This is a genomic window from Rhodococcus sp. BH5, from assembly GCF_027583855.1.
Classification (GTDB): Bacteria; Actinomycetota; Actinomycetes; order Mycobacteriales; family Mycobacteriaceae; genus Rhodococcus_F; species Rhodococcus_F qingshengii.
Genome location: NZ_JAJHVW010000013.1, coordinates 94,624 through 120,131, shown reverse-complemented (window position 1 = coordinate 120,131; position 25,508 = coordinate 94,624). Strand labels below are relative to the sequence as shown.

General features: G+C 62.6%; 25 protein-coding genes and 1 tRNA gene. 9 read left to right on the top strand and 17 right to left on the bottom strand.

Annotated features, from left to right (window positions below; all coding sequences use genetic code 11):
• Positions 1-97: 97 nt before the first annotated feature.
• From RhoBH5_RS26680 to RhoBH5_RS26670, 3 genes are read left to right on the top strand one after another with little or no spacing between them, the layout of a single operon-like run.
• Positions 98-1,264, top strand: a complete 1,167-nt coding sequence (locus tag RhoBH5_RS26680) for a hypothetical protein (protein ID WP_030537322.1) — start codon at positions 98-100, stop codon at positions 1,262-1,264.
• 2 nt (positions 1,265-1,266) lie between these two features.
• Positions 1,267-2,049, top strand: a complete 783-nt coding sequence (locus RhoBH5_RS26675; RefSeq protein ID WP_054801046.1) for an SDR family oxidoreductase — start codon at positions 1,267-1,269, stop codon at positions 2,047-2,049.
• A gap of 7 nt (positions 2,050-2,056) precedes the next feature.
• The gene (locus RhoBH5_RS26670) at positions 2,057-3,196 is read left to right on the top strand and encodes a sulfotransferase family protein (RefSeq protein ID WP_270008989.1); all 1,140 of its coding nucleotides are present in this window, start codon (positions 2,057-2,059) and stop codon (positions 3,194-3,196) included.
• Between the two features lie 73 nt (positions 3,197-3,269).
• On the opposite strand, the gene RhoBH5_RS26665 is transcribed toward RhoBH5_RS26670, so the two are convergent.
• Positions 3,270-4,115, bottom strand: coding sequence for an alpha/beta fold hydrolase (locus tag RhoBH5_RS26665; protein ID WP_270008988.1), 846 nt, complete (start codon positions 4,113-4,115; stop codon positions 3,270-3,272).
• The gene (locus RhoBH5_RS26660; RefSeq protein ID WP_270008987.1) at positions 4,112-5,902 is read right to left on the bottom strand and encodes an N-acyl-D-amino-acid deacylase family protein; all 1,791 of its coding nucleotides are present in this window, start codon (positions 5,900-5,902) and stop codon (positions 4,112-4,114) included. The genes RhoBH5_RS26665 and RhoBH5_RS26660 overlap by 4 nt, the downstream gene beginning before the upstream one ends.
• Positions 5,903-5,999: 97 nt before the next feature.
• Here RhoBH5_RS26660 and RhoBH5_RS26655 point away from each other — a divergent pair, with 97 nt between their 5' ends.
• The gene (locus RhoBH5_RS26655) at positions 6,000-6,647 is read left to right on the top strand and encodes a TetR/AcrR family transcriptional regulator (RefSeq protein ID WP_054186755.1); all 648 of its coding nucleotides are present in this window, start codon (positions 6,000-6,002) and stop codon (positions 6,645-6,647) included.
• 394 nt (positions 6,648-7,041) lie between these two features.
• On the top strand, positions 7,042-7,167 hold the full coding sequence (locus RhoBH5_RS26650) for a hypothetical protein (protein WP_003941303.1): 126 nt from the start codon (positions 7,042-7,044) through the stop codon (positions 7,165-7,167).
• Positions 7,168-7,249: 82 nt separating this feature from the next.
• Here RhoBH5_RS26650 and dcm read toward each other — a convergent pair whose 3' ends face one another.
• Together dcm and RhoBH5_RS26640 are read right to left on the bottom strand one after the other, a co-directional pair.
• A complete protein-coding gene (dcm, locus tag RhoBH5_RS26645; protein WP_270008986.1) occupies positions 7,250-8,545 on the bottom strand; it encodes a DNA (cytosine-5-)-methyltransferase in 1,296 nt (431 codons plus the stop codon).
• 159 nt (positions 8,546-8,704) lie between these two features.
• Positions 8,705-8,775, bottom strand: a tRNA-Cys gene (locus RhoBH5_RS26640).
• Between the two features lie 233 nt (positions 8,776-9,008).
• Here RhoBH5_RS26640 and RhoBH5_RS26635 point away from each other — a divergent pair.
• On the top strand, positions 9,009-10,277 hold the full coding sequence (locus RhoBH5_RS26635; protein ID WP_042445586.1) for a multidrug effflux MFS transporter: 1,269 nt from the start codon (positions 9,009-9,011) through the stop codon (positions 10,275-10,277).
• Here RhoBH5_RS26635 and mraY read toward each other — a convergent pair.
• Positions 10,274-11,350, bottom strand: a complete 1,077-nt coding sequence (gene mraY, locus RhoBH5_RS26630; RefSeq protein ID WP_003941316.1) for a phospho-N-acetylmuramoyl-pentapeptide-transferase — start codon at positions 11,348-11,350, stop codon at positions 10,274-10,276. The genes RhoBH5_RS26635 and mraY overlap by 4 nt on opposite strands.
• A gap of 85 nt (positions 11,351-11,435) precedes the next feature.
• Between mraY and RhoBH5_RS26625 the strand changes: the two genes are divergently transcribed.
• Entirely contained in the window at positions 11,436-11,969 is a 534-nt protein-coding gene (locus RhoBH5_RS26625; RefSeq protein WP_007726151.1) for a MarR family winged helix-turn-helix transcriptional regulator, read from the top strand.
• 77 nt (positions 11,970-12,046) lie between these two features.
• On the opposite strand, the gene RhoBH5_RS26620 is transcribed toward RhoBH5_RS26625, so the two are convergent.
• From RhoBH5_RS26620 to RhoBH5_RS26570, 11 genes are all read right to left on the bottom strand, one after another.
• Positions 12,047-12,823: an enoyl-CoA hydratase gene (locus RhoBH5_RS26620; RefSeq protein ID WP_003941374.1), complete on the bottom strand. Its 777-nt coding sequence runs from the start codon at positions 12,821-12,823 to the stop codon at positions 12,047-12,049.
• Positions 12,823-13,716 carry a 3-hydroxyisobutyrate dehydrogenase gene (mmsB, locus tag RhoBH5_RS26615; RefSeq protein ID WP_003941308.1) on the bottom strand — a complete coding sequence of 298 codons (894 nt, stop codon included), beginning with the start codon at positions 13,714-13,716 and terminating at the stop codon, positions 12,823-12,825. The genes RhoBH5_RS26620 and mmsB overlap by 1 nt, the downstream gene beginning before the upstream one ends.
• Positions 13,717-13,739: 23 nt before the next feature.
• The gene (locus RhoBH5_RS26610) at positions 13,740-14,798 is read right to left on the bottom strand and encodes an enoyl-CoA hydratase/isomerase family protein (protein WP_042923165.1); all 1,059 of its coding nucleotides are present in this window, start codon (positions 14,796-14,798) and stop codon (positions 13,740-13,742) included.
• Positions 14,795-15,955, bottom strand: coding sequence for an isobutyryl-CoA dehydrogenase (locus RhoBH5_RS26605; RefSeq protein WP_064075262.1), 1,161 nt, complete (start codon positions 15,953-15,955; stop codon positions 14,795-14,797). The genes RhoBH5_RS26610 and RhoBH5_RS26605 overlap by 4 nt, the downstream gene beginning before the upstream one ends.
• A gap of 14 nt (positions 15,956-15,969) precedes the next feature.
• Positions 15,970-17,487, bottom strand: coding sequence for a CoA-acylating methylmalonate-semialdehyde dehydrogenase (locus RhoBH5_RS26600; protein ID WP_003941275.1), 1,518 nt, complete (start codon positions 17,485-17,487; stop codon positions 15,970-15,972).
• A gap of 129 nt (positions 17,488-17,616) precedes the next feature.
• Positions 17,617-18,339 (bottom strand): copper homeostasis protein CutC, encoded by a 723-nt coding sequence (locus RhoBH5_RS26595; RefSeq protein WP_261254397.1) that lies wholly within the window; start codon positions 18,337-18,339, stop codon positions 17,617-17,619.
• A 1-nt stretch (position 18,340) separates the two neighbouring features.
• Entirely contained in the window at positions 18,341-19,120 is a 780-nt protein-coding gene (gene nagB, locus RhoBH5_RS26590; RefSeq protein WP_007726140.1) for a glucosamine-6-phosphate deaminase, read from the bottom strand.
• Complete coding sequence (locus tag RhoBH5_RS26585) at positions 19,108-20,349, bottom strand: N-acetylglucosamine-6-phosphate deacetylase (protein WP_270008985.1); 1,242 nt, start codon at positions 20,347-20,349, stop codon at positions 19,108-19,110. The genes nagB and RhoBH5_RS26585 overlap by 13 nt, the downstream gene beginning before the upstream one ends.
• Positions 20,346-22,019 (bottom strand): phosphoenolpyruvate--protein phosphotransferase, encoded by a 1,674-nt coding sequence (ptsP, locus tag RhoBH5_RS26580; RefSeq protein WP_042445310.1) that lies wholly within the window; start codon positions 22,017-22,019, stop codon positions 20,346-20,348. The genes RhoBH5_RS26585 and ptsP overlap by 4 nt, the downstream gene beginning before the upstream one ends.
• Positions 22,019-22,288, bottom strand: a complete 270-nt coding sequence (locus tag RhoBH5_RS26575; RefSeq protein ID WP_003941322.1) for an HPr family phosphocarrier protein — start codon at positions 22,286-22,288, stop codon at positions 22,019-22,021. Before RhoBH5_RS26575 ends, ptsP begins: the two co-directional genes overlap by 1 nt.
• 2 nt (positions 22,289-22,290) lie before the next feature.
• On the bottom strand, positions 22,291-23,634 hold the full coding sequence (locus tag RhoBH5_RS26570) for a PTS transporter subunit EIIC (RefSeq protein WP_003941307.1): 1,344 nt from the start codon (positions 23,632-23,634) through the stop codon (positions 22,291-22,293).
• Positions 23,635-23,961: 327 nt separating this feature from the next.
• Here RhoBH5_RS26570 and RhoBH5_RS26565 point away from each other — a divergent pair, with 327 nt between their 5' ends.
• Both RhoBH5_RS26565 and RhoBH5_RS26560 read left to right on the top strand, forming a co-directional pair.
• The gene (locus RhoBH5_RS26565; RefSeq protein WP_003941324.1) at positions 23,962-24,192 is read left to right on the top strand and encodes a glucose PTS transporter subunit EIIB; all 231 of its coding nucleotides are present in this window, start codon (positions 23,962-23,964) and stop codon (positions 24,190-24,192) included.
• Positions 24,189-24,647 (top strand): PTS sugar transporter subunit IIA, encoded by a 459-nt coding sequence (locus tag RhoBH5_RS26560; RefSeq protein ID WP_003941386.1) that lies wholly within the window; start codon positions 24,189-24,191, stop codon positions 24,645-24,647. The genes RhoBH5_RS26565 and RhoBH5_RS26560 overlap by 4 nt, the downstream gene beginning before the upstream one ends.
• A gap of 54 nt (positions 24,648-24,701) precedes the next feature.
• On the opposite strand, the gene RhoBH5_RS26555 is transcribed toward RhoBH5_RS26560, so the two are convergent.
• Positions 24,702-25,451 (bottom strand): GntR family transcriptional regulator, encoded by a 750-nt coding sequence (locus tag RhoBH5_RS26555; protein WP_007726130.1) that lies wholly within the window; start codon positions 25,449-25,451, stop codon positions 24,702-24,704.
• Positions 25,452-25,508: the final 57 nt, after the last annotated feature.

The window sequence follows — 25,508 nt, the reverse complement described above, 5'->3', positions numbered from 1 at the left end:
GTTCTATTGTCGAAATACCCAACATCTACCAAATAGGTACATATTTGTACCACGACGCTCTGGACCGGCGACATAGTCGGAACTGTGAGGAGCCAGCGTGCTGACGGACCCGTTTGCCGAGGCGATCGCCGAAGCCGAGAAATTGATCGAGACTGCGCCGCACATCAGATCCGAACAGGATCTACTGGAGGGATACCAATATCTGGCCGGCGGAATCATCGCGACGACGCATGCCGCCTGGGCCGGCGAAAAGACCCATCCGAGTTTCATCCAGGGCACCGGACCATTCACCAAGATGGGCCTCGACAACCCCGACACTCTGTACTTCGGCGCCCGAATCAACGACGACAAGGAATACAAGGTCACCGGAAAGCGCGGCACCACAGCCGATCTCAGCTTCCAAGTGTTGAGTGGGAACTACACCAACTCGAACGTTCCCGGAAGCGAAATCGCCTTCGACGACCGCGAGCTGGAGATAGACGACGACGGCAACTTCGTCGCTTGGTTCGGCCCCGGCCCCGCCGACGGACGAGCCAACTACTACACCCTGGCGCCCGGATCCTCGCAGCTGGTTGTTCGCGAGGTCTACAGCGACTGGAGTCAGCAGCGCGGCGTGATCCGCATCGAGCGCACCGATTCGATCGGGATCGCGCCGCCACCTCTCACCGCCGAAGAGACCGAGAAGCGTTACGCCCGGGCTGGGAAGGCACTGGTCACGCGGGTCAAGACGTGGCTCCAGTTCCCGGAGTGGTTCTACCTCAAGCTCGCGGTCAACACCATGACCGAACCACGCCTGACACCGGGCGGGCTGGCAACGCAGTACTCGTCGGTGGGACATTACGAACTCACCGACGAGCAGGCGATGATCATCACCGTTCCCGCCTCCGACGCACCGTATCTCGGCTTCCAACTGGGGAGCCTCTGGTACATCTCACTGGACTACGTCAATCATCAGACCTCCCTCAACAACGGCCAGGCACAGGTCGATCCGGACGGGATGGTTCGAATGGTGGTCAGCGAGAAGAACCCCGGTGTCACCAACTGGATCGAAACCGTCGGACATCCGCGCGGCATTCTGCAGTTCCGTTGGCAGCGCGTGTCCCGCGAGCTGACGCCGCAGGACGGTCCCACCGTCGAAATCGTCGCCGTCGCAGATATTGCGAAGCACCTGCCGCATTTCGACACCAACGCCATCACCGCCGAGGACTGGGCAGCACGCATTGCCCAGCGCCAGGCCGCCATCGACAACCGAATGCTGGGGTAATCATGACCGCCTTGCTCGAAGACCGTGTAGTAGTCATCTCCGGAGTCGGCCCGGCACTCGGCCGCGCTCTGGCCCTTCGATGTGCGTCGGCCGGCGCGAGTCTTGTTCTCGCAGCACGTACGCAATCGCGACTCGACGACGTTGCGAAAGAAATAGTCGATGCCGGTGGGCGCGCCGTCACCGTTGCCACCGACATCACCGACCAGGCTTCCGCCGAGAATCTGGTGGCCGAGTCCATTGCCGCCTACGGCAAAGTGGACACTCTGATCAACAATGCATTCTCGATTCCGTCGATGAAACCGTTGGCTCGCACCGATTACCAGCACATCCGCGACAGCATCGAACTGACCGTACTGGGTGCGTTGCGCCTGACTCAGCTGTTCACGCCGGCACTTGGCGAGTCGGACGGCTCCGTGGTGAATATCAATTCGATGGTGTTGCGGCATTCGCAAGAGCGCTACGGCAGCTACAAGATGGCGAAGTCGGCCCTGCTCGCCATGTCGCAGTCCCTGGCCACCGAACTCGGCCCGCAGGGAATTCGTGTCAATTCGATTGCACCCGGCTATATCTGGGGAGACACCCTCAAGGGATACTTCGCGCACCAGGCGGAGAAGTTCGGCATGACTGTCGAGCAGATCTACGAGCACACTGCGTCGAACACCGACCTCAAGCGCCTGCCGACGACGGATGAAGTATCCGATGCGGCGATCTTCCTGGCGTCTCCGATGGCCAGCGCGATCACCGGCCAATGCATCGACGTCAACTGCGGCGAATTCCATCACTAGGAGCACCATGACTGAACGCACTCACGTCGGCACCGTCGAGGATCTCCATGCCTCGGCGACGCGGATGACCGGCCTGACGGACTTCGGCGTCGACGATTACACCGAAGCTCTGTCGGTCCTGCTCGAGTCTTACGACCGTGACGAGGATCTGACGCCCTTCGGCAGCAAGATTTCTCGGGTATTCCTTCGCGGCGCCCTGGTGGCCCGTCTGCTCAGCGAATCGGCGTGGAAGGAGCATCCGGAGCACGCCGACGTCAAGATCGAGCGGCCGATCTTCGTCACCGGATTGCCACGGACGGGCACCACTGCCTTGCACCGCCTCCTCACGGTCGACCCGGCTCACCAGGGCCTCGAGATGTGGCTGACCGAGTTCCCTCAGCCTCGCCCGCCTCGCGATACGTGGGAATCGAACCCGGTCTTCGCCAAGATCGAGCAGACATTCGGTCAACACCACGTCGAGCATCCCGAATTCATGGGCGTGCACTACATGTCGGCCAGCGAAGTCGAAGAATGTTGGCAACTCTTGCGTCAGACGTTCAAGTCCGTGTCGTACGAGTGCCTGGCGAATCTACCCACGTACTCCGCATGGCTGAAGGACCAGGAGTGGTCGAACGCCTATGCACGACACAAGAAGAACCTGCAGCTGATCGGTCTGCCCGATCAGGATCGACGGTGGGTCCTCAAGAACCCGAGCCACCTGTTCGCGCTCGACGAATTGATGGAGGCGTACCCCGACGCGCTTGTCATTCAGACTCACCGCTCCCCTACGACGATCATTCCGTCGGTGTGCAGCCTGGCCGCCCAGGCGACAGAGGGTTGGTCGAACACGTTCACCGACAAGGTGATCGGCGAAAGTCAGCTCGAATTGTGGGCCAGGGGGCTCGAGCAGTTCGACAGTGCACGCGCACACCACAATCCCGCGCAGTTCATCGACGTCGACTATCAGAACTTCGTCACCGATCCGCTGGGAACCGTCGAGAACATCTACACGCACTTCGACATCCCGTTGACAGCTGCCGCGCAGCAGTCGATGGAGGCCATGCACGAGGAAAGCCGCTCGGGTGCTCGCAAACCTTCGCACAAGTACACGCTCGAGGAGTTCGGTCTGACGAAGGAGCAGGTGGAAGAGCGATTCGGAACTCGCTGACCACCGCTGGCCGACGACCTTGCTGACAACTGAAGCCCCGCCGATCGGCGGGGCTTCAGTGATCAAAACGCGGTCAGCTGCTGAGATGCTCACCCAGCAGTCGGTCCAACTCGACCGGCGCCTCGTCCGGAATCCAGTGGCTCACGCCGCTGAGAACCTCGAACCGGTACGGGCCGTCGACAAACGCGGGGGTGAGCGCAGACCCTTTGGGGCCGATGGCGGCGTCGCCGTCACTCCAGACGTGCAGGGTCGGCACGGTGACCCTGGCAGTTGCGGGGTTCGGCTTGGTCATCCACATCGCGCGGTACCAGTTCAGACCGCCGCGTAGCCGACCGGGAGCCAGCATGGCGTTCAGATCGCGCCGCGCGTTCTCCGGCGTCTGCCCGCTCGAAATCAGGAACTTTTCACCTGCCGACGTGGAGGACAGAATCTTCTCGGGGACGAAGGGTAATTGGAACGCGCCCATGTACCACGACTTCAGTCCCTGTGTGCTGGTCACCATCGCCTTGACGAACGCCAGTGGGTGCGGAACCGACACCGCGGTCACGGTATCGAGCAAGTCCGGCCGTTCGGCGGCCACCTGCCATGCGACTGCGGCACCCCAGTCGTGGCCGACCAGGTGCACTTTGCCCACCGCGAGCGCGTCGATCAGTGCGACAGTGTCAGCGGCGAGTTCGGACCCACGGTACGCCCAGCGCGCTTTCGGCCTGGCGCCGGGTGAGTACCCTCGCTGATCCGGTGCGACGGTCCGGAAGCCGCGGGCGTGCAGTAACGGCGCAAGGTGATCCCATGAGCGGGAATCCTGCGGAAACCCGTGCAGGAGAACCACGACCGGACCGTCGGCGGGTCCTTCGTCGCGTACGTCGAAGGTCAGCCCGGACCGGGAGTACGAGGTGAGGCGATCCGTCGGTGTAGTCATAGCGCCACGCTAGTCTTCGCGGCCCTGGTAACCGGAGCCTTTTCACCGGCACGCAGGAACTGACCTGTCTTTTCGATTCCGAATCCGGGGGCGAATTCACCTTCGCGGTAGACGAGTCGGCCGTTGATCACCGTAGCGACCGCTGCGTCGTCGCTGCGGTTGACCATCCGGCTGATCCCGCCGTACTCGGGAACCTTTGCCTCGAACAACCCGTCCACCGACTCGTCGAGCCCGGCCGGGTCGATGACAACGAAGTCCGCGCGGTCACCCTGGCGTAGATACCCGGCGTCGATGCCGTACCAGTCCGCCAGTTCGCCCGTCAGGCGGTGGATTGCGCGCTCGATGGTGAGGAACGGCTTGCGGTCACTCTGAGCGTCCTTGACGCGCTTGAGGAGTCGCACCGGGTAGTTGTAGAACGCCATGTTGCGCAGATGCGCGCCGGCATCGCCGAAGCCCATCTGCACACCGGAACTCGCGGCGAGTTTCTTCGCGAACTTGGGCCGGTGATTGGCAATGGTGGTGCGCCAGCGAAGATCTCGCCCGTACTTCACCACCAGGTCGAGGTACGCGTCCACCGGGTGCACTCCGCGGATGTCACCGACCTGACCGAAGTTCTTGCCGATCAACGTCTCGTCCGGGCATCCCACGATGACCGCATCGTAGAAATTGCGATGCCAGATGCGGGGTGAGAACTTGTTGTCGTAGTCCTTACGGAATGCGCGACGGTACGACTCGTCCTGGAGCAGTTCGTTGCGCTCCACCTGGTCCTTGAGGTGCAAAGCGGCGGCGCCGGCACCGAACTCCTCGAACACGACCAGGTCGATTCCATCCGCGTAGACGGTGAAGGGAACCGGAAGGTGCTGCCACTTGAAATCGGTCTTCGCGAAGCGATTGAGCAGTGGGGCCGCAGCGAGCATGAAGTACACGATCACCGGGTAGGCCTTCGAATCCGCACCGGAGAGCAGCGACGTCTTGAGCGGCTTCTTGCGCCCGATCGCCGAGCTTTCGGCGAAGAACGCCGCGACGTTCGGATGCAGGTTGATGGTCGGAGCGCTCTGCAAGATCTTTCCGCGATCACGAAGGATGCGATTGAGGAATCGGAACTCTTTCCACCGTGCATACGTCGACGGCAAAGAGCGAGAACGATATTCGTCGCCGTCGATCTTGTCGAGGGCATTGGTCATCGACGACAGGCCCAGCATCCCAGCGTCGATGGCGTCCTCGAGCATCGAGCCCATCCGGCCGAGTTCCGAGCGAGTCGGCTTGACCTTCTTGTCGGTGCCGCGCCCCAGTCCGAGTACGTGCGTGCGGATATCGGAATGACCGATGAAGGCCGCGACATTGGGTCCGAGGGGAAGGGCTTCGAGGGCGGCGGTGTACGCCGCGGGACCGGTCCAGGTCTTGTTCGCTTCGAGGATGCGCAGCACCGCGTCGTGGGGAACTGCTTCGACCCGGCTGAACAGATCCGCGATCTCGCGCGGCGTCGAATACACCGTCGACAGCGAGCAATTGCCGAGCACGACCGTCGTGACGCCGTGGCGAACCGATTCCGGAAGCCCTGGACTGACCAAGGCTTCGGCGTCGTAGTGCGTGTGGACGTCGACAAAGCCGGGGAGAACCCATTTGCCGGCCGCGTCGATCACTTCTGTGTCCGGCCCGATCTCGAGGCGCGTCGTGGACACCTCCGCGACCACGCCGTCTCGAATTCCGAGATTACGACGCAGACCTGGAGCCCCCGTCCCGTCGAACCACAACCCGTCGTTGACCACGATGTCGAAAGCAGACACTGTCGGACTCCTCGCCTCACGTATGTGTTACCTCACGTTATAGACAGCGTTGAGTAAAAGTCAATGAACCTTCCGAACCAATACATAAGATGACGGAATGGCTGCAGTCCCCCGCTCCCCCGAAGACCGTCAGAGGCAAATCCTCGAGGTGGCAGTACAGATGCTGCGGACCGAGCCTTTCGACCAACTGTCGATGGATCGCGTCGCAGCCGAGGCCGGTGTCTCGCCGCCACTGCTGTTCCACTACTTCAAGAACAAGAAGGGTTTCCAGAACGCCATCCTCGAGGCCGCCTCGGCCGATCTCGAAGATCGAATGCGACCGGATCCCGAGCTACCCATCACGTCCCAGCTGCGCTCAGGTATCGAGACATTCGTCGACGCCGTTATCGAGCACCCCACCATTTACCTCGCCGTGATGCGTATGGCCGGCAGTGGCGACGTTCGAATGCGCACGATCTACCGAGGCATGCGCCGCACTTTCACCACGTGGATCGTCGCTGCGCTGACGAATCTAGGCATCGAATCGAACGCGACCGTGGAGGCGACAATCGCCGGGTGGCAGGCATTCATGGAGGAAATCGTCGTCAACTGGATCGACGAGCCGACGCTCGAGCGAGGCGAAATGGTCGACCTCTGCGAACGAATCTTCTACCACTGCCTACCGGCAGCGGGCATCAGCGTGGAGCAAATAGTGGCAGCCACCGTTGCCGCGACGGCCAGTGAGTCCGGCGCAACACAACTGTGATCTTCGTGCCGGGGTTTCACAGGTGGTCACGATTGGGTATCTTGCTTGCAGTGGCACTGGACCACGACCCCAACACATGAAGGATCCAACATGGAGTCTGTCGAAAACGTATTGCCCGAGGGTGTCAAGCTCGAAGACGTCTTGAGTGTCCTCAAGGTCGCAGTTGCGGGCATCGGCCTCATCAGCGCACTTTCGGCATTCAGCTGATCGCAAAGCGTCATCGACAGGCCGGACTTCGGGGAGTCCGGCCTGTTTTTTGTTTACGTTCCTGAACAATCCGTGAACTTTTCAGCAACTTCAGCGCAAAGCGGTCATTTCGACCCAAACAAGCGTCCAGTTTGCTAACTTGTGTCTGCGACACAAGGTCGTACAGAAACACCACGCAGACACAACCTTGTACATACACACCTGTACATACGACACGGAGGACCGAAACATGGGTTCCATCAACACCCTCAGCGCCGTCATCGACATCATCAAGGTCGTCCAGCCGTTGATCGCCAAGCTCAACCTCAGCTGATTCGCTTGCACCACACCCCTGCCAGGGCGTAACTCGAAATGGGGCCGACATCGTCGGCCCCATTTTCCGTAGGTGCTCTATCTCAGCCGAGTGCCTTCTTGATCTCTCCTGCCAGTACCGACGCCAGCTGCGGCGGCACCGCATTGCCGATCATCGTGCGCACCGCTCCCCACTTGCCCTCGAAGACGTAGTCGTCGGGAAAGGTCTGGAGGCGAGCAGCTTCTCGAACGGTCAACGATCGCGTGTGTTTCGGATGCACGTTGCGTGAAGCCGAGATCATCCCGAAAGTGGTTCCGACCGTGGACGCCGGCTCGTCCCACCGGAGGCGCTTGTACGTCGTGTTGTACCCGGACGACGGTCGCATGGCCGGATCTTCGTTGTCGTGCGCCGACATTCCTTCCGGTACATCACGCAGCCACCGCAAGACGTGCTCGGGATGTTCGACGGCCCAGTGCAGCGGGTCCGTCTCGCAAGCCTGCCCGGATTCCAGCGGGGCCAGGTCGACGGTGGCATCGCGAAAAGTCCTAAGCGGCGCAACACCATTCACGCCGTGAGTCTTCGGCGGAAAACGCAGCGGCCCGATACCACTGTCGCGGCGGGTCGCCACGATGAACACTCGTTCCCGGAACTGCGGGACGCCGTAATCCTGCGCATTGACCGTGTTGACCGACGCGTCGTAACCGCATGCAGCCATCTCGCCGAGAATCCGGTCGACGACCATCCCACCGTCCGGGTCTTTCATGCTCAGCAGCAGCCGAACATTTTCCATCACCACGACCTTCGGCCTCACCAGATCGGCGAGCTCGAGTAGGTTCCGGAAGAGATGGTTACGCGGATCGTCGCGGTCTCGCCGGCCGGCGAGACTGAAACCCTGACACGGCGGCCCCCCGGCCAACACATCGATATTCACCTGTGCCAGAAGATCTTTCACACGGGCTTCGTCGATCGCCCGGATGTCCTCACCGAGGCACCGCGCGCCGGGGAAGTTCCGATCGAAGGTCGCGCGCGCCTCCGGCACGACTTCGATGTATCCCTCCACCGAAAACCCCGCCATCCGAAAGCCTTCGGCCATACCGCCACAACCGGAGAACGCCGTCAATACGGTGGGGCCACCGTTTCCTGCCCCCGCGACCGCACGCCTGGCCACCGAGGCGGGGTCGTTGACCGGTGTCGCTCGACGCGCACGGGTACTACCGCTCGACCGCTTCCGGGGGGCCGCGTACGTGCCCTCACGCTTGGCCGCTTCCAACGCCGAGAGGGCCGTGAGGACTGCTCGCTCAACCGGCGGCTTCGGATATGCCTTGTCGAGTTCCCACGCGGAGACGACTGCTGACGAGACTCCCGCCTGGCGGGCGAACTGGAACTGACTGATTCCCACGTGCAAGCGCCGCGATCGCAGGTCCTGTCCCGAAATCAATTCAGTGCCTCACTCATGTGGTCCGCTCGCTCCGGCAGCCCAGACTATCGCAGCCGACCCCGCGAACCGGGACCACACAAGAGAGACCGGCAGGCGATATGCCTGCCGGTCTCCGACACGAGCGGATGACGGGACTCGAACCCGTGTGAACGGCTTTGCAGGCCGGTGCCTAGCCACTCAGCCACACCCGCGTCAGTGAGTAACTCTGCCCTGAGTGACGATCTCGAACCACAGTTCCGCTCAGCATGATTCGAGTGCATTCTCACCAAGCGTTCCAGTCTCTGGGAAAAGTGCGGGCCCTTCGGGAACAAATCGGTCAGTCTCGATGCTGACTCCCTCGGTGGGCGCAGGTCATTCGATTGCGGCCCGAAATTCGACCGAACGACCGAGCAGTTCGCCAGCCCCAGACAACCCAGAAGGTTTCATGAGTGCCGAGAACACCGCCATCGCCCCGCTTGTGAAGGCAGCCCCGCCCGTGAAGGCAGCCCCGCTGGAAACGAGCAGTATCGACCGTAAGCCGAGCGTCGGGAAGATTCTTGCCCTCGGTTCCATGACTGCACTCGGACCCTTCACCATCGACATGTACCTGCCCGCGCTGCCGGATATCGGTGCCGATCTCGGGGTCTCGTCGTCAACGGTTCAGCTGACCATCACCGGAACCCTCATCGGCCTCGCACTCGGCCAGCTGTTGGTCGGGCCGCTCTCGGACACTCTCGGCCGCAAGAAGCCGCTGCTTGCCGGAATCGGCGTCCATATCCTGGCTTCGCTGCTGGCGGTCTTCGCACCGAGCATCGCGGTCCTCGGCATCCTGCGGGTTTTCCAGGGCATGGGCGCGGCGGCCGCGGCAGTGGTCACCATGGCGATCGTGCGCGACCTCTACAGCGGTAACACCGTTGCCGTCGTGATGAGCCGGCTGATGCTCGTGCTCGGCGTTGCGCCGATCCTGGCGCCCAGCATCGGTGGCGCCCTCCTCGTCGCCCTCGACTGGCGCGGGATCTTCGTCGTACTGGCACTGATCGGCGTCGGCACGGCGATGATCGGTGCGTTCGGACTGTCCGAAACACTGCCGAAGGAAAAGCGTCGCCCGAGCGGATTGACGTCGGTTCTCCGCACCTACGGTTCGCTGCTCGGCGACCGCACGTTCATGGTCCTGACGCTCGTCTCCAGCGTCGGCATGGCGTCGTTGTTCGCGTATGTCTCGGGCGCGTCGTTCGTCTATCAGGATCAGTACGGCCTCAACCAGCAGGAGTTCGCACTGCTCTTCAGTGCGGGCGCGATTGCGTTGATCGGCGCTTCGCAGGTCAACGTTCGACTGCTCGATCGCTGGACTCCTCAGCAGATCACCAAGTGGGCCCTCGTGGCTGCGGTTGTCTCCGGGGCCGTCGTCATTGCTGTCGCGGTCCTGGAACTCGGCGGACTCGCCGGATTCGTGATCGCACTGTGGGTCATGGCCGGCGCCATCGGGTTCGTTCTGCCCAACGCCCCGGCACTGGCCCTCGCTCGTCACGGCGAAGCGGCCGGTACTGCCGCGGCAATGCTCGGTGCATTCCAGTTCGGCGTCGGTGCGGCCATCGCGCCGGCCGTCGGTCTACTGGGAAACACGAGCACAGCCCTGGCCGTCACGATGACGGCGTGTGTGTCGCTCGGTCTGATCGCTCTTCTGGCTACGACCCGAAAGAGTGAATCGGTCTAACCGGCAGCGGAGAACCACTCGCTGTAGAAGGTGGCAAGTCCCAGGACGCACGAGATCGCGACGAAGATCCAGAATCTTGCGATCACGACGGTTTCCGGCCAACCGAGTAACTCGAAGTGATGATGGATCGGGGCCATCTTGAATACGCGTCGACCGGACGATCGGAAGACCAGAACCTGGATGATCACCGACAGGATCTCAGCGACGAACAGGGCGCCGATGATGACCATCAGCAGCTCGGTGTGCGTCGTGACGGACAGGCCGACAACCAGGCCGCCGAGTGCCAAGGAGCCGGTGTCGCCCATGAAGATCTGAGCCGGGGCGGCATTCCACCAGAGGAAGCCGAGGCACGCCCCGCCTGCTGCGGCAGCGACGATCGCTAGATCGAGAGGGTCACGAACGTCGTAGCAACCGGCGGCAGGCTCGAGAACACACGAGTTCCGGTACTGCCAACCGGCGATGACGACGTAGGTCCCTAGGATCATGCCCATCGAGCCGGCCGCGAGACCGTCGAGACCGTCGGTGAAATTGACGGCGTTGGACCAGGCGAACACCAGAATGCAGAAGAAGACCACAAAGCCGATGGCACCCATGGAGAACACCGAGATGTCACGAACATGGGACAGGTACTGGCTTCCGGGAGTGACTCCGTTGTTGTTGGAGAACTGCAGGAACAAAATGCCGAAGATGATGGCACTCGCCAGCTGACCGACGGTCTTCGCTGTCTTGTTGAGCCCGAGATTGCGCTTCTTACGGATCTTGATGAAGTCGTCGAGAAAGCCGACGATTCCCAGTGACGTGGCGAGCGCGAGAACCAGCCAACCGGATGCAGACAGCCGCGGTAGCCGCGAGCCGAATCCGATGATGTGTGCCGCCAGGTAGCCCGCCCACATACCGGCGATGATCGCGATCCCGCCCATCGACGGGGTGCCACGCTTGCCCTGATGACTCTGCGGACCCTCGATCCGAATCTCGTGCCCGAGCCCCTGCCGCGAAAGCACACGAATGAGAAACGGAGTCAGGAAGAGCGCGACGAACAACGAGACGCCACCCGCTACGAGGATTGAAATCACCCGTGGGACTCTACAGACGTAAGCGGCTGCGACACACAATCAGACAAGGCACCCGACCGCTTGCCAGCATGGGATGATCGAACTTATGTCTCCCCCCGCGCCGCTCCCCCTCGACCCCATCGAAGAGGCGCATCGTCAGTGGACGAAGCACGGTTGGAGCGATGTCGCCGACGGTATGGCTGCGGTCACGTCGGTGATGCGTGCGCAGCAGATCATGATGGCGCGGGTCGAAGAGGTACTCAAGCCGCTCGGGTTGACCTTCGCTCGCTACGAACTGCTGACGCTTCTCACCTTCACCAGGTCGGGCGCACTCCCGATGGCCAAGGCGAGCGCCCGACTCCAGGTTCACCCCACCAGCGTCACCAATGCCGTCGACCGTTTGGAGAAAGCGGAGTTGGTCAGGCGGGTCCCGCATCCCAGCGATCGCCGTGCAACGCTCATCGAGATCTCGGACACCGGTCGCGCACTGGCCCTCGAAGCGACCGAAATGCTCAACAGCAAGGTGTTCGCTCACCCCGGACTCCAGCAGGACAAGCTCGAGCAATTGGTGACGATCCTCACTGAACTTCGCAAGACTGCGGGTGACTTCGACACCGGCGGCGCACCGACCAAGTGGTGAACCGACCACCCGTACACACAAAGAAACTGCCCTCACACTCTCGACGAGTGTGAGGGCAGTTTCAGCGCTGTTGAAATTCAGCGGTGCTTGAATTCTGCCGACCGCTTCTCCACGAACGCGGTCATGCCTTCCTTCTGATCCTCCGTCGCGAAGGTCGAGTGGAACACCCGACGCTCGAAGCGGACGCCCTCGGCGAGGGTGGTCTCGAAGGAGCGGTTGACTGCTTCCTTGGCCATCATCGCAATCGGCAGCGACATCTCGGCGATGGTGGTTGCGGTCTTCAAGGCATCGTCGAGCAGATCGGCGGCCGGAACGATCCGGGCAACCAGGCCTGCACGTTCGGCTTCTTCTGCGTCCATGTTGCGGCCGGTGAGGCACAGCTCCATGGCCTTGGCCTTGCCCACGGCGCGCGTAAGGCGCTGCGAGCCACCGATACCCGGAATGACACCGAGCTTGATCTCGGGCTGGCCGAACTTCGCGGTATCCGAAGCGATGATGAAATCGCAGAGCATCGCAAGCTCGCAGCCACCACCGAGCGCGTATCCGGAGACGGCGGCGATCAGCGGCTTACGAGCTGCTGCGACGCGATCCCACGGGGTGAAGAAATCCTCGACGTATGCGTCCATGTACGTCTTGGACTGCATTTCCTTGATGTCGGCACCGGCGGCGAAGGCGCGCTCGGAACCGGTGATCAGGATGGCTCCGATGCCGTTGTCCGCCTCGAGGTCGGCAACCGCGGCGACGACCTCGTTCATCAGCTCGGAGTTCAGCGCGTTGAGAGCCTTCGGGCGGTTGAGCGTGATGACGCCGACGCGACCCTTACGCTCGAGGATGATGGTGTTGAAGTCGGTCACTACTGTCCTTCGGTCGAACGGTCACGGATGTCGTTGATGATGGCAGAGAAGTCCTGACCGCCACCGCCCGCGGCATGGAAGCGACTGTAGAGTTCGGCTGCCTTGAGTCCGATCTCTGCATCGACGCCGTTGTTGCGCAGCGCATTTGCTGCCAGACCCAGGTCCTTGTCCATCAGTGCAACAGCAAAGCCGGGCTGGTAGTCGTTGTTGGCCGGGCTGGTGGGCACAGGTCCCGGAACCGGGCAGTTGGTGGTCAGTGCCCAGCACTGTCCCGAGGCGTTGGACGCCACGTCGAAGAGCGCTTGGTTGCTCAGGCCGAGCTTTTCGCCCAACACGAACGCCTCGCTGATCGCGATCATCGAAATGCCGAGGATCATGTTGTTGCAGATCTTGGCTGCCTGGCCGACACCGGCGTCGCCGCAGTGAACGACCTTGCGGCCCATCACGTCCAGCAACGGTGACGCGGCTTGGAAGTCAGCCTCGGAACCGCCGACCATGAATGCCAGCGTGCCTGCGGTAGCCCCGACGACTCCACCGGAGACCGGAGCGTCGACGCTGCGGTGACCGGCCGCTTCGGCCTTGTCGTGTGCCTCGCGGGCGTCGGCGACGTCGATGGTGGAACAGTCGATGAACAGGGTGCCCGGTGTTGCCACCGGCAGCAGCTCTTCGTACAGACCCAGAACGTGCTTACCGCTCGGCAGCATCGTGATCACGACGTCGGCACCGCGAACGGCGTCGACCGCCGAATCCGCCACCGATGCACCGTCTTTGACTGCCTGCTCCAGCGCCGCAGGTGCCAGGTCGAAACCGACGACCTTGTGTCCGGCCTTGACAAGATTGGCCGCCATCGGGCCACCCATGTGACCGAGTCCGATAAATCCAATGGTGCTCATTAGTGATGCTCCTTCGGCGGTGATCAGTTGCCTTGCGGTTGAGGGGCGAGTCCGAGCTCGTTGTCGCCCAGCGGGGCGAAGTAGGCGTCGACGGATTCTGCCGTGACGTCGTCGAGAGTTGCCGGCAACCACTTCGGGTTTCGGTCCTTCTCCACGACCTGGGCGCGAATGCCCTCGACCAGATCGTGTGAGGCGAGCGCAGCGGTCGAGACCCGGAACTCCTCGTTGAGGACTTCTTCCAAGCTTGCTGCTTCCTTGGCATGCCGCAGAGATCGCAGGGTCACCGACAGTGCAATCGGGGACTTGCCGAGAATCTGCTCCGCTGCCTTCTCCGCTTCGGGGATTCCACTTGCGCGAAGACGCTCGACGATGGTGGATACGTCGTCGGCCGAGTACGCGGCGTCGATCCAGCTCTGCTGGGCCAACAGTTCCGACACCGGAGCCGGCTCCGCGTACTGCGCCACGGCGTCGGCAACCGAAGACGACGCGAGTGCGGCGATGAACGTCTCGATGTTCTCCGACGGGATGAAGTGGTCAGCGAAACCTGCTGCGATGGCATCGCCGGCGCTCAGTCGCGCCGTGGTGAGCGCGATGTGCGTCCCGAGTTCACCGGGAGCACGCGAGAGCAGGTAAGTTCCGCCCACGTCTGGAATGAAACCGATTCCGGTCTCGGGCATTCCGATCATCGAGCGCTCGGTCACGATGCGAATGTCGCCGTGTGCGGACACTCCGACGCCACCGCCCATGACGATCCCGTCCATGATCGCGACGTACGGCTTCGGGTAGTTCGCGATCTCGGAGTTGAGGATGTACTCCTCACGCCAGAAGTCGAGCGAACCGGTCTTGCCGTCCTTGGCGTCATGGTAGATGGAGACGATGTCGCCGCCGGCGCACAGACCACGCTCGCCGGCGCCCGTGAGTACGACTGCCTTGACGTCGTCGTCGGACTTCCATTCCTCGAGGGCCTTGGCCATCGCCTTGACCATCGAGTGGTTGAGGGCATTGATCGCCTTGGGACGGTTGAGAGTGATGAGCCCCAGTCCGTCACGCTTTTCGATCAATACCTCGAGCTCGTCGCTCATGCTGCTCCTTGCTTTCCCTGACCTGATGCGACCACGCTGCGGGCGATGACCACCCTCATGATCTCGTTGCTGCCTTCGAGGATCTGATGAACCCGAAGATCGCGGACGATCTTCTCGATCCCGTACTCAGCAAGATAGCCGTACCCGCCGTGAAGCTGGAGGGCCTTGTTGGCTACGTCGAATCCGGTGTCGGTGGCAAAGCGCTTGGCCATCGCACACAACTCCACGACGTCGGACGCTCCGTCTTCGAGTGCGGCAGCGGCGCGCCACAGCAACGTCCTGGCCGCTTCGAGTTCGGTACGCATGTCGGCGAGCTGGAACTGCAGGGCCTGCGACTCGATCAGTGCCGAACCGAAAGCTTTGCGGTCCACCAGATATGCGACTGCCTTCTCCAGCGCTGCCTGGGCCCCACCGACCGAACAGGCGGCGATGTTCAGCCGGCCGCCGTTGAGACCTTTCATGGCGATGCGGAATCCGCTGCCCTCTTCACCGAGCATGTTGGCGGCAGGAACTCGCACATCTTCGAAGATCACCTGACGGGTGGGCTGCGCGTTCCAGCCCATCTTGATCTCGTTGGCACCGAAGGACAGTCCGGGCGAATCCTTGGGCACGATGAACGCCGAGATCCCCTTGGCACCGGCAGATCCGGTGCGTGCCATCACGACGTACACGTCGGAAGTGCCTGCGCCGGAGATGAACTGCTTGACGCCGTTGAGGATGTAGTCGTCGCCGTCACGAACGGCCTTGGTGCTCAAGCCCGCAGCATCGGAGCCAGCGCCGGGTTCGGTGAGGCAGTAGCTGCCCAGTTGATCCATCGAGCAGAGTCCGGGAACCCACTTGTGGCGCTGTTCGTCGTTGCCGAACTGGTCGATCATCCACGTGACCATGTTGTGGATGGAGATGTACGCGGCGATCGACGGATCGCCCTTGGCCAGCTCTTCGAAGATCCGGGCAGCGTCGACGCGACTCAGCTCACTGCCACCCACGTCTTCACGAATGTAGATACCGCCCATCCCCAGGGACGCCGCCTTACGGAGGACGTCCACCGGGAAATGCTTGGTCTGATCCCACTCCACTGCGTTGGGCGCCAGATGCTCGGCCGCGAAGTCGCGGGCAGTGTCACGAATCGCCCGCTCGTCATCGGTCAGAGTAAACATGGAAAGTGTTCCGATCAGTTCATCGTGGGGATGACGAAGTGGTTGGTCTCTTCCTTCTTGCCGGAAGGCCAGCGCTGCGTCACGGTCTTGGTCTTGGTGTAGAAGCGGAAGGAGTCGGGACCGTGCTGGTTCAGGTCACCGAATCCGGAGCGCTTCCAGCCACCGAAGGTGTGGTACGCGATCGGGACCGGGATCGGCACGTTCACGCCGACCATGCCGACGTTGACGCGAGCGGTGAAGTCACGCGCGGTGTCGCCGTCGCGGGTGAAGATGGAGACGCCGTTGCCGTACTCGTGTTCGGTCGGAAGACGCAGTGCCTCTTCGTAATCGGCAGCGCGGACCACCTGAAGGACGGGTCCGAAGATCTCTTCCTTGTAGATGCGCATGTCCGAGGTGACGTTGTCGAACAGGGTTGCGCCGGCGAAGAATCCACCTTCGTGGCCTTCGAGGGTGAAGCCGCGGCCGTCGACGACTGCCGTTGCGCCCTCGTCGATGCCGATCTGCACGTAGTTGTTGACGCGGTCGAGGGCATCCTGGCAAACGAGCGGTCCGAAATCGACGCCTTCGTCGTCACTGCGACCGATCTTGAGCTTCGCGACGCGCTCCTTCAGCTTCGCAACAAGAGCGTCCGCGGTCTCCTCGCCGACGGGAACGGCAACCGAGATGGCCATGCAACGCTCGCCGGCGCTGCCGTAGCCTGCACCGATCAGGGCGTCGGCAACCTCGTCGAGGTCCGCGTCCGGCATGACGATCGCATGGTTCTTGGCGCCACCGAAGCACTGTGCGCGCTTGCCGTGAGCTGCGGCCGTCTCGTAGATGTACTGAGCGATCGGCGTGGAGCCGACGAAGCCGACAGCCTTGATTCGGTCGTCGGTGAGCAGAACGTCGACAACTTCCTTGTCACCGTTGACCACGTTGAACACACCCGCGGGCAGTCCCGCCTCGAGGAACAGTTCAGCCAGGCGCAGCGGGACGGAGGGGTCGCGCTCGGAGGGCTTGAGGATGAAGGCGTTACCGGCGGCGAGGGCGGGGCCGGCCTTCCACAGCGGGATCATCGCGGGGAAGTTGAAGGGCGTGATGCCTGCAACGACGCCGAGCGGCTGGCGCATGGAGTACACGTCGATGCCGGTGCCGGCACTCTCGGTGAATTCGCCCTTGAGCAGGTGCGGAGCGCCGACGGCGAACTCGATGACCTCGAGGCCACGCTGGATGTCGCCCTTGGCGTCGGCGACGGTCTTGCCGTGCTCGGACGAGAGGAGGCGGGCCAGAGAATCCATCTCGGCCTGGGCGAGCTGCAGGAACTTCATCAGCACGCGGGCACGCTTCTGCGGGTTGAACGCTGCCCACACCTGCTGCGCCTCTTCGGCATTGGCGATGATGGCTTCGGTCTCGGCCTTGCTCGCGAGGGGAACGCGGGCCTGCACCTTGCCGGTGTTGGGATCGAACACGTCCGCAAATCGATCAGATGTCCCGGGAACACGCTTGCCACCGACGAAGTGCGTCAACTCGTGAACCGTCGCATTTTCAACCATTGTGCTAACCCGTTCCTTGCTCGTATGGACCGCCCAGGAGGCAGCAGTGAATATATCGACCATCCTATAGTTGGATGTCCATGTATGTCTAGAGCCCAAGGGCTGTGCGCCTTTATTAATCGCGGGGGGTTAATAAAGGCGCACAGCGCGGAGCGCGGCTGCCGCTTCCTGCGCGACTACTGCATCGGTGACGTCGTATCCGTCCGATCCCCCACCAGGTCCGCCGGAAACTGCGACAACCTTGCGCGCCGAGAGATGCACCGCATCGACGCCGACGGCAGCGATTGCCGGGATGTCGTCGACGGTTATTCCGCCACCGGCCATGATCTGGATCCGGCCCGCGGCATGTTCGACCATTCGACCGATCTCGTCGAGTCCCTCACTACATGTATCGGCACCCCCGGACGTCAGCACGCGGGTCACGCCCAGGTCGATCAGTTCGTCCAGCGCGGTCAGACGGTCGGTCACCACGTCCATCGCACGATGTACTGTCACCTCGACCCGCGCACGGTCCACGCATCCGATGATGCGGCGCAGCACGACGGTGTCGATCGAATAATCTTCTGTCAACGCGCCGATCACGATGCCGGAAGCTCCACCGGCCACAGCAGCATGTACGTCGTGCTCCATCACCCACACTTCGTCGGGTGAGAACACAAAACCTCCGGCGCGCGGACGGATCAGCGGGTGAACCGCGATCCCCACTTCCGACACAGCCTCGATCACTCCGATGCTGGGCGTCAATCCCCCCGTCGGGCCGAGTGCCGCACACAACTCGACTCGAGTCGCTCCCACCGAATGCGCGATCCTCGCCCCCCGCACGTCCTGCACAGCCAGCTCCAGAACCGTCATGTCAGAAGGACTGCCACGACGGCTTGTGTTCGAGCGCATACCGGTAGTAGTCGGCAAGTTTGAGTGAACTGGCCGCAGCTTCGTCGATGACGACGGTGACATGGCGATGCAATTGCATCACCGAAGCCGGGCAGAAAGCAGACAACGGACCTTCGACGGCAGCGGCGATCGCGTCAGCCTTGCCTTCTCCGGTCGCGATCATCACCAGATGCCTTGCATCGCTGATGGTTCCGAGCCCCTGGGTGAGCACGTGATGTGGGACGTCGTCCACACCGTCGAAGAAGCGTGCGTTGTCGATCCGGGTCTGCTCGGTCAGCGTCTTCACGCGGGTTCTCGAGGTCAACGACGATCCGGGCTCGTTGAAGCCGATGTGGCCGTCGGTACCGATGCCGAGCAACTGCACGTCCACTCCCCCGGCCGCCGCGATGCTCTGGTCGTACCGGGCGATCTCCTGCTCCGGGCACGGCGCTTCACCGTTGGGACTGGACACCATCGCGGGATCCAGGTTGACGTGATCGACGAACTCCGACCGAATCACCGAGTAGTACGACTGCGGATGGCGTTTCGGCAATCCCAGGTACTCGTCGAGCAGGAATGCCCGAGCCAGCGAGAAGTCGAGTTCGGCGTCGCGATGCCTCGCTGCCAGTTCACGATAGGTTCCGATCGGCGACGACCCCGTTGCGAGACCGAGCGTCGTCGCCCCGGCTCTGACGTAGCCTTCGACGATGTCCGCGACGGTCGAGTCGACCTCCGCGGGTGTCGGCTGAATTACGATTTCCATGATTTTTCCTTTCCGACGGCTTTTCCGCCGAGTAGTACACGCCCCAGACGCAATTGACGATCGGTGACCAGGATGTCGGCTCGGCAGCCCACGGCCAGCGATCCGATCAGGTCGCCGAGCCCCAGCAGATGCGCTGGGCTCCGAGTTGCCGCTGCGACAGCATCTTCCAGCGCGACGCCGCCGTCGAAGACGGTGCTGCGCAGGACGTCGAGCAACCTCGCGGTCCCTCCGGCGATCGCGCCGGCCGAGCCGTCGGTCGTCGCGAGCCGCGCGACGCCCGCCTGTACGGTGACGTCGAGCGCACCAAGTTGGTAGTCGCCGTCGTCCATTCCCGCAGCGGCCATCGAATCGCTGACCAAGGCGATCTGGTCCGGTCCGACAGCATCGAAGACCATCGACACGGTCTCGGGTGCAAGATGCACACCGTCTGCTATCAGTTCCACCACCATCTCGCCTCTCGCGGCAGCCGCCAGGCACGCCGCGACGGGACCCGGAGATCGATGGTGCAGGGGCGGCATCCCGTTGAAGAGGTGGGTCGCGCTGATCTGTCCGGCCCAATCCCCGTGCACCGCAGCATCGATGCGCGCCGACGTCGTTGCCGCATCCGCATCGGTGTGACCGAAACTCGGCACGATGTTGCGATGACGCATGATCGCGAGCAACTCTTCGAAATTCTCGGTCTCGGGCGCCAAGGTCATGGACCGCACGGTCCCCCGCGCGGCCTCACACACGGCTTCGAGCAGATCCGGATCACCGGGAATGATCGCTGCCGGATCCTGGGCACCGCAGCGGACGCCGTTGATGAACGGCCCCTCGAGGTGGATACCCAGAAGTTCTCCGCGTTCGACCAGATCGGCGAGCATCGTTGCTTGTCGCACCAGATCTGCGCGCGGTGCGGAGACCAGGCTGGCCAGCATTCCGGTCGTGCCGTGCTCACAATGATGCGCCGCCGCGCGGCTCGCTCCATCGGCGTCGGTGTTCGGGAAACCAGCACCCGCGGCGCCGTGGCTGTGGACATCGATCAAGCCGGGCATGATCACCGCGTCGGTGCGTTCCGGAATGACGACGACGGGTGTGGACGCCACATATTCCGCAGCCGAGCCGACCCAACTGATCTTTTCGCCGTCCACGACGACGACTCCGTCGTGAATCTTCCCGGCCGGAGATCCGATCACAGTTCCCCGCAACACGATCGGATCGCCGACAGCAGCCGAGCCTGATGTACTCATGCCGACTCGCGAATCCGCGCGACGGCCGCTCTACCCTCGATCGGGTTTCGCGCGCCCCGCGCCGCAGCGGCCATGTCCTTGCACACCGCCAGATCGAGAGAGGCCAGTTGCGCGCGAACTGCGCCCAATGCCGGGACCGACATCGACAGACTCGTCACGCCCAAACCGACCAGAACCGGAGCCAACAGCGGGTCCGACGCGGATTCTCCGCACACACCAACTGGTTTTCCGGCATCGGCGCCCGCCTGACCGACCATCGCGATCAGATCGAGGACCGCCGGCTGCCACGGATCGAGCAGTTGCGCCAGGCCTCCGGCCATACGATCCACGGCGCAGGTGTACTGGCTCAGATCATTGGTACCGATACTGACAAAATCGAGGTGCTCGAGGATATCCTTCGCCCGCAACGCTGCAGCTGGAACCTCGATCATTGCTCCGACCTTGCCGATCCCCCGCGAACGCGCAAGTTCTGCAAAGTCTTTCGCCTCGTCGGCCGTAGCTACCATCGGCGCCATGACCCACAGATCGGCGCCCGTCGCATTGCCTGCCGCCGCGAGGGCGTCGAGCTGGCTGATGAGTGTGTCGGGATAAACCGTGCCGACACGGAGCCCGCGGATACCAAGGGCCGGATTCTCCTCGACCCCGAGATCGAGAAACGGCAACGGCTTGTCCGAACCCGAATCGAGAGTGCGGACCACCACCTTCTGTCCGGCGAAGTGCCCGAGCACCGACGCGTACGTCTGTGCTTGCTCCTCCACCGACGGTGCGTCGTGACGCCCGAGATACGAGAATTCGGTACGGAACAGTCCGACGCCCTCACAATCCGCCGCTCCGGCCCGCGCGGCGTCCTCGAGGGTTCCGATGTTGGCCGACAACCTCACCGCGAACCCGTCACGCGTGCGTCCTGGACCCTGTGCCGAAGCCGACTGCTCTGCCACGAACGATGCTTCGAGGACAGCGCGCTCGCGCATTTCTGCCGAGGGATCGATGGTCACCGTCCCGGTGGTGCCGTCGAGGATGAGAAGTTTTCCCTCCGCCAGCAGATCGGTTCCCGAGCAGTTGACCACGGCCGGGATTCCGAGCGACTTCGCCAAGATTGCGGTGTGGCTGGTCGGACCTCCTTCGGCAGTCAACAATCCGACCACGTCACTGGTGCCCAACGTCGCTGTATCCGCCGGAGCGAGGTCGCGCGCCACCAGGATGTACGGATGACCGGGAGCGGGGATTCCGGGCATCGGTTCCCCGCGAAGAACGGCCACGGCTCGCTGCCCGAGATCGCGCAAATCCGTTGCCCGCTCGGCCATGTACCCACCGAGCGCCGTGAGCTTTTCACAGAATGCGTCGAAGGCAACTGCGACGGCGTGTGCGGTCGGCAGCCCCGATTCCAGGTTTGCCTTGGCCGCCTTCACGATGCCCGCGTCGCGCGCCATCGCAGCCGACGTCGTCAGGATCTCCGCGGAGACGCCCTCGACTGTCTTTGCACGCGAGAGCAGTTCCTCCGCGACGGCGTCCAGTGCCTCACGGATCCTGATCAGCTCCGCCTCGGGACTGCCCGTGATCGGGTCCGCCGCCGAGGTCGGCTCAGGCGTGGAGAATCGCAACCACGGCGCGCAGACCGAACCCGCGCTCACTCCGATACCCGCGATGCGGTTGTCCACACTCGCCGTCATCAGGCTTCGTCCAGTTCCGAAGCGAGAAGCTCTGCGAGCGAACCGACCGCAGCGTCGGCGCCGTCACCGTCAGCACGCAAGGTCACCGAATCCCCGAATGCTGCACCGAGAGTCATGACAGACAACATGCTGGAGGCATCGACGGGTTCGCCGTCGCCGAGCGCGATGGTGACGTCTACCGGTAGATCGGCTGCGGCGCGCGCGAAGAGCGCTGCGGGTCGTGCGTGGAGTCCGACGCGGGATCCGATTGTCGTGGTTGCGATCGCCATGTTCAGCGTCCTTCCAGTTCCTTGTCGAGCTTGTTTTCCAGTTCGGCGACGAGCGGGGCGTCGGTGCGGCTGTCACCTTCGGCAGCCAGTGCCAGTTCGGCCTCGAGCAGCGCTGGGTCGGGCTCACCTGCGGCCACCTCGACCTCTTCTTCTCGTCCTGGCGTGCGCAGATTCCACTTCTTGATGACGAAGCTGAAAAGGAAGTAGTAGATCACGGCGTAGCCGAGTCCGATCGGGATCAACATCCATGCGTTGGTTGCCTTGCCGAAGTTCAACACGTAGTCGAAGAAGCCTGCGGAGAACGTGAATCCGTCGTGAATCCCCAGCGCATTGACCAAGGCCATCGACGTTCCGGTCAGGAGCGAGTGGATGACGTACAGGGGCCACGCGACGAACATGAAGGAGAATTCGAGCGGCTCGGTGATACCGGTGAGGAATGCGGTCAGGCCGGTGGAGAGCATGATGCCGCCGACGAGCTTCTTCTGAGAAGGCTTGGCGTTGCGCCAGATTGCGAAGGCTGCAGCGGGGAGGGCGAACATCATGATCGGGAAGAAGCCGGTCATGAACGTACCGGCGGAGGGGTCGCCGGCGAAGAACCGGTTGAGGTCACCGCGAACGATCTGACCGCTCGCGTCCTGGTAGTCGCCGATCAGGAACCACACGGCGGAGTTCAAGATGTGGTGCAGGCCCGTGGGGATCAGGAGGCGGTTCGCTGCGCCGTAAATGCCGCCGCCCACAACGGTATTGGAAGCAACTGCTTCACCGACCCAGTTGAGGCCGGAGTTGAACAAGGGGTACACGAATGCCATCAGGACACCGACCACAAGACCGGTGATCGCTGTCAGGATGGGAACGAGCCTGCGCCCGTTGAAGAACCCGAGATAATCGGGAAGCTTCGTTCGATAGAACCGCTGCCACAAGATCGCCGACAGCAAGCCCATCACGATACCGGCGAGCACACCGTAGTTGATCAGGGATTGATCCCCGTTCGGGTCCGTCTTCCCTTCGAGGACGATCGGCGACATCGCCTTGAACACGCCGTCGATCACCATGTAGCCGACGACGGCTGCCAAGGCAGTCGATCCGTCGGCCTTCTTGGCCCAGCCGATCGCGATACCGACGGCGAAGATCAGCGGCAGCCACGTGAAGACTGCTTGTCCTGCCGCAGAGATCACTGCAGCAGCACTGTGCATCGAACTGAATCGCCCGAGCAGGTCGTCCTGGCCGAGGCGGAGCAAGATTCCCGCAGCCGGCAGAACGGCGATCGGAAGCATCAAGCTTCGGCCGAGGCGTTGAACCCCGGCGAACACTTTCGATTCCTTCTTCGGGGTGTCTTCGAGAGTCATCAAGGACCTTCTTCGTTCGCCGGGCCGCGTCGCGATCGGCCGCTGGTTCTGGAAATTCGGGTGTCGTACACGTGCAGGTTTCGTGAAAATGCAGGTCACGGTTCTTGCTCGGAAGTGAGGCCGAAACCGCTTTGTCGAAACTGTTGTGGAGCCGGACTTCCAACGGGTACTGTCCGGTCATAACCAGTTGTAGTTTTACCTGGTGGAGGCGAGTTGTCAACACCCAAATGTGACATACGTAACCGGGATAGCCTTGACCAGCAACTAGTCAGCCCACCTGTACGACCGTTCAACGATCACGACCAACCCGACAATCAGGAGCAGCAAATGTCGAAAGCGGAAGCAATCATCAAGGGCCTCGGCGGCGCAGAGAACATCGTCGAGATCGAGGCTTGCATCACCCGCCTGCGTACCGAGGTCAAGGACGGAGCGAAGGTGAACGAGTCCGCTCTCAAGGCTGCCGGCGCACACGGCGTGCTCAAAGCCGGAACGGTTGTCCAGGTCATCGTCGGGCCCGAGGCCGACACCCTTGCCGAGGACATCGAGGACATCCTGTGACGGTCGTCCTCGCCCCGCTCCCCGGTCGGGTCGTCGCACTCGCTGACGTACCGGACCCGGTGTTCGCTCAGCAGATGGTCGGCTCGGGCGTCGCGATCGAACCCGCTCGCGGTCAGGGCCCACTCACGGTCGTGGCGCCGATCAGCGGAAAGATCCTGAAACTTCACCCCCACGCGTTCGTGATCTTCGGCGAGAAAGCCACCGGCGTGCTGGTCCATATCGGCATCGACACGGTCAAGCTCGAAGGCGACGGATTCACCCTCATCGCCGCCGAGGGTGACACCGTCAATGCCGGTGATCCCGTCGTCAGCTTCGATCCAGCGCACATCGACACGACCGGTTACTCGGCGATCTGCCCGGTAGTCGTGATGGATTCCAAACCGGACACCGTCGAATCCCCTTCCGTCGGTGGGGACGTCGCCACTGGCGACACTCTGTTCGACTGGTCGGCGTAACGCAAAGGGCGAGCACACCGGAAGGTGTGCTCGCCCTTTCGCTTCGAACGATGACTATTGGTCGCCGCGCGTTTTGGGCCGCGCTTGGCCCTGGACTTCCATCTGCAACTGGTAGCGGTCGGATCGGTACCAACTGCGAGTGTGCTCGACCGGTGCGATCTCGCTGAACGACACTCGATCGAAGTACAGAACCGGAGCGCCCTTACGAGTGCCCAGGAGAGTCGCGATCTCCGTACTGGCACCATCGGCACTGACTGTCTGCTCTGCCCGATCGATCGGCTTGTCGTACTTGTCGGCGGTTGCCCGATAGATCGAACCCGTCAAGTCCATGTCGAGTAAACCCGGCAACAGTTCGGGATTGAACCAGCCGTCGTCCACGCTCACCGGCTCGCCGTCGGCAAGGCGCAAGCGCTTGACGTGGTAACCGTCGGAACCCGGTCGCATATTCAGTGCGGCAGCAGTGTTTTCGGGGACCGGCCCCTGTTCGCTGACCAGGACCACTGTCGTGGGGTGATGCCCCTGGGCGCGCATTTCCTCGGTGAAGGATGCAAGGTGCAGCTTGGATTGGACAGCACGGTGCGCAACGAAGGTTCCCTTGCCACGCACGCGAACGAGGTGTCCGTCATTGACCAGTTGCCCGATTGCCTCGCGAACGGTGATCCGACTGACGCCGTAGTCCTGCATCAGGTTTCGCTCGCTGGTCATCAAGTCGCCAGGCTGGAGTTCTTGGGTGCACTTGCGCAGGAGAATGGTGCGCAACTGTTCGTGTTTGGGTATTGCGCTGTCGCGCAAATGAACGGGCATCACAGCGACTGTCCCTCCGAGAAATGAATAGTCGTCTATTCGCCGACGACAACGACC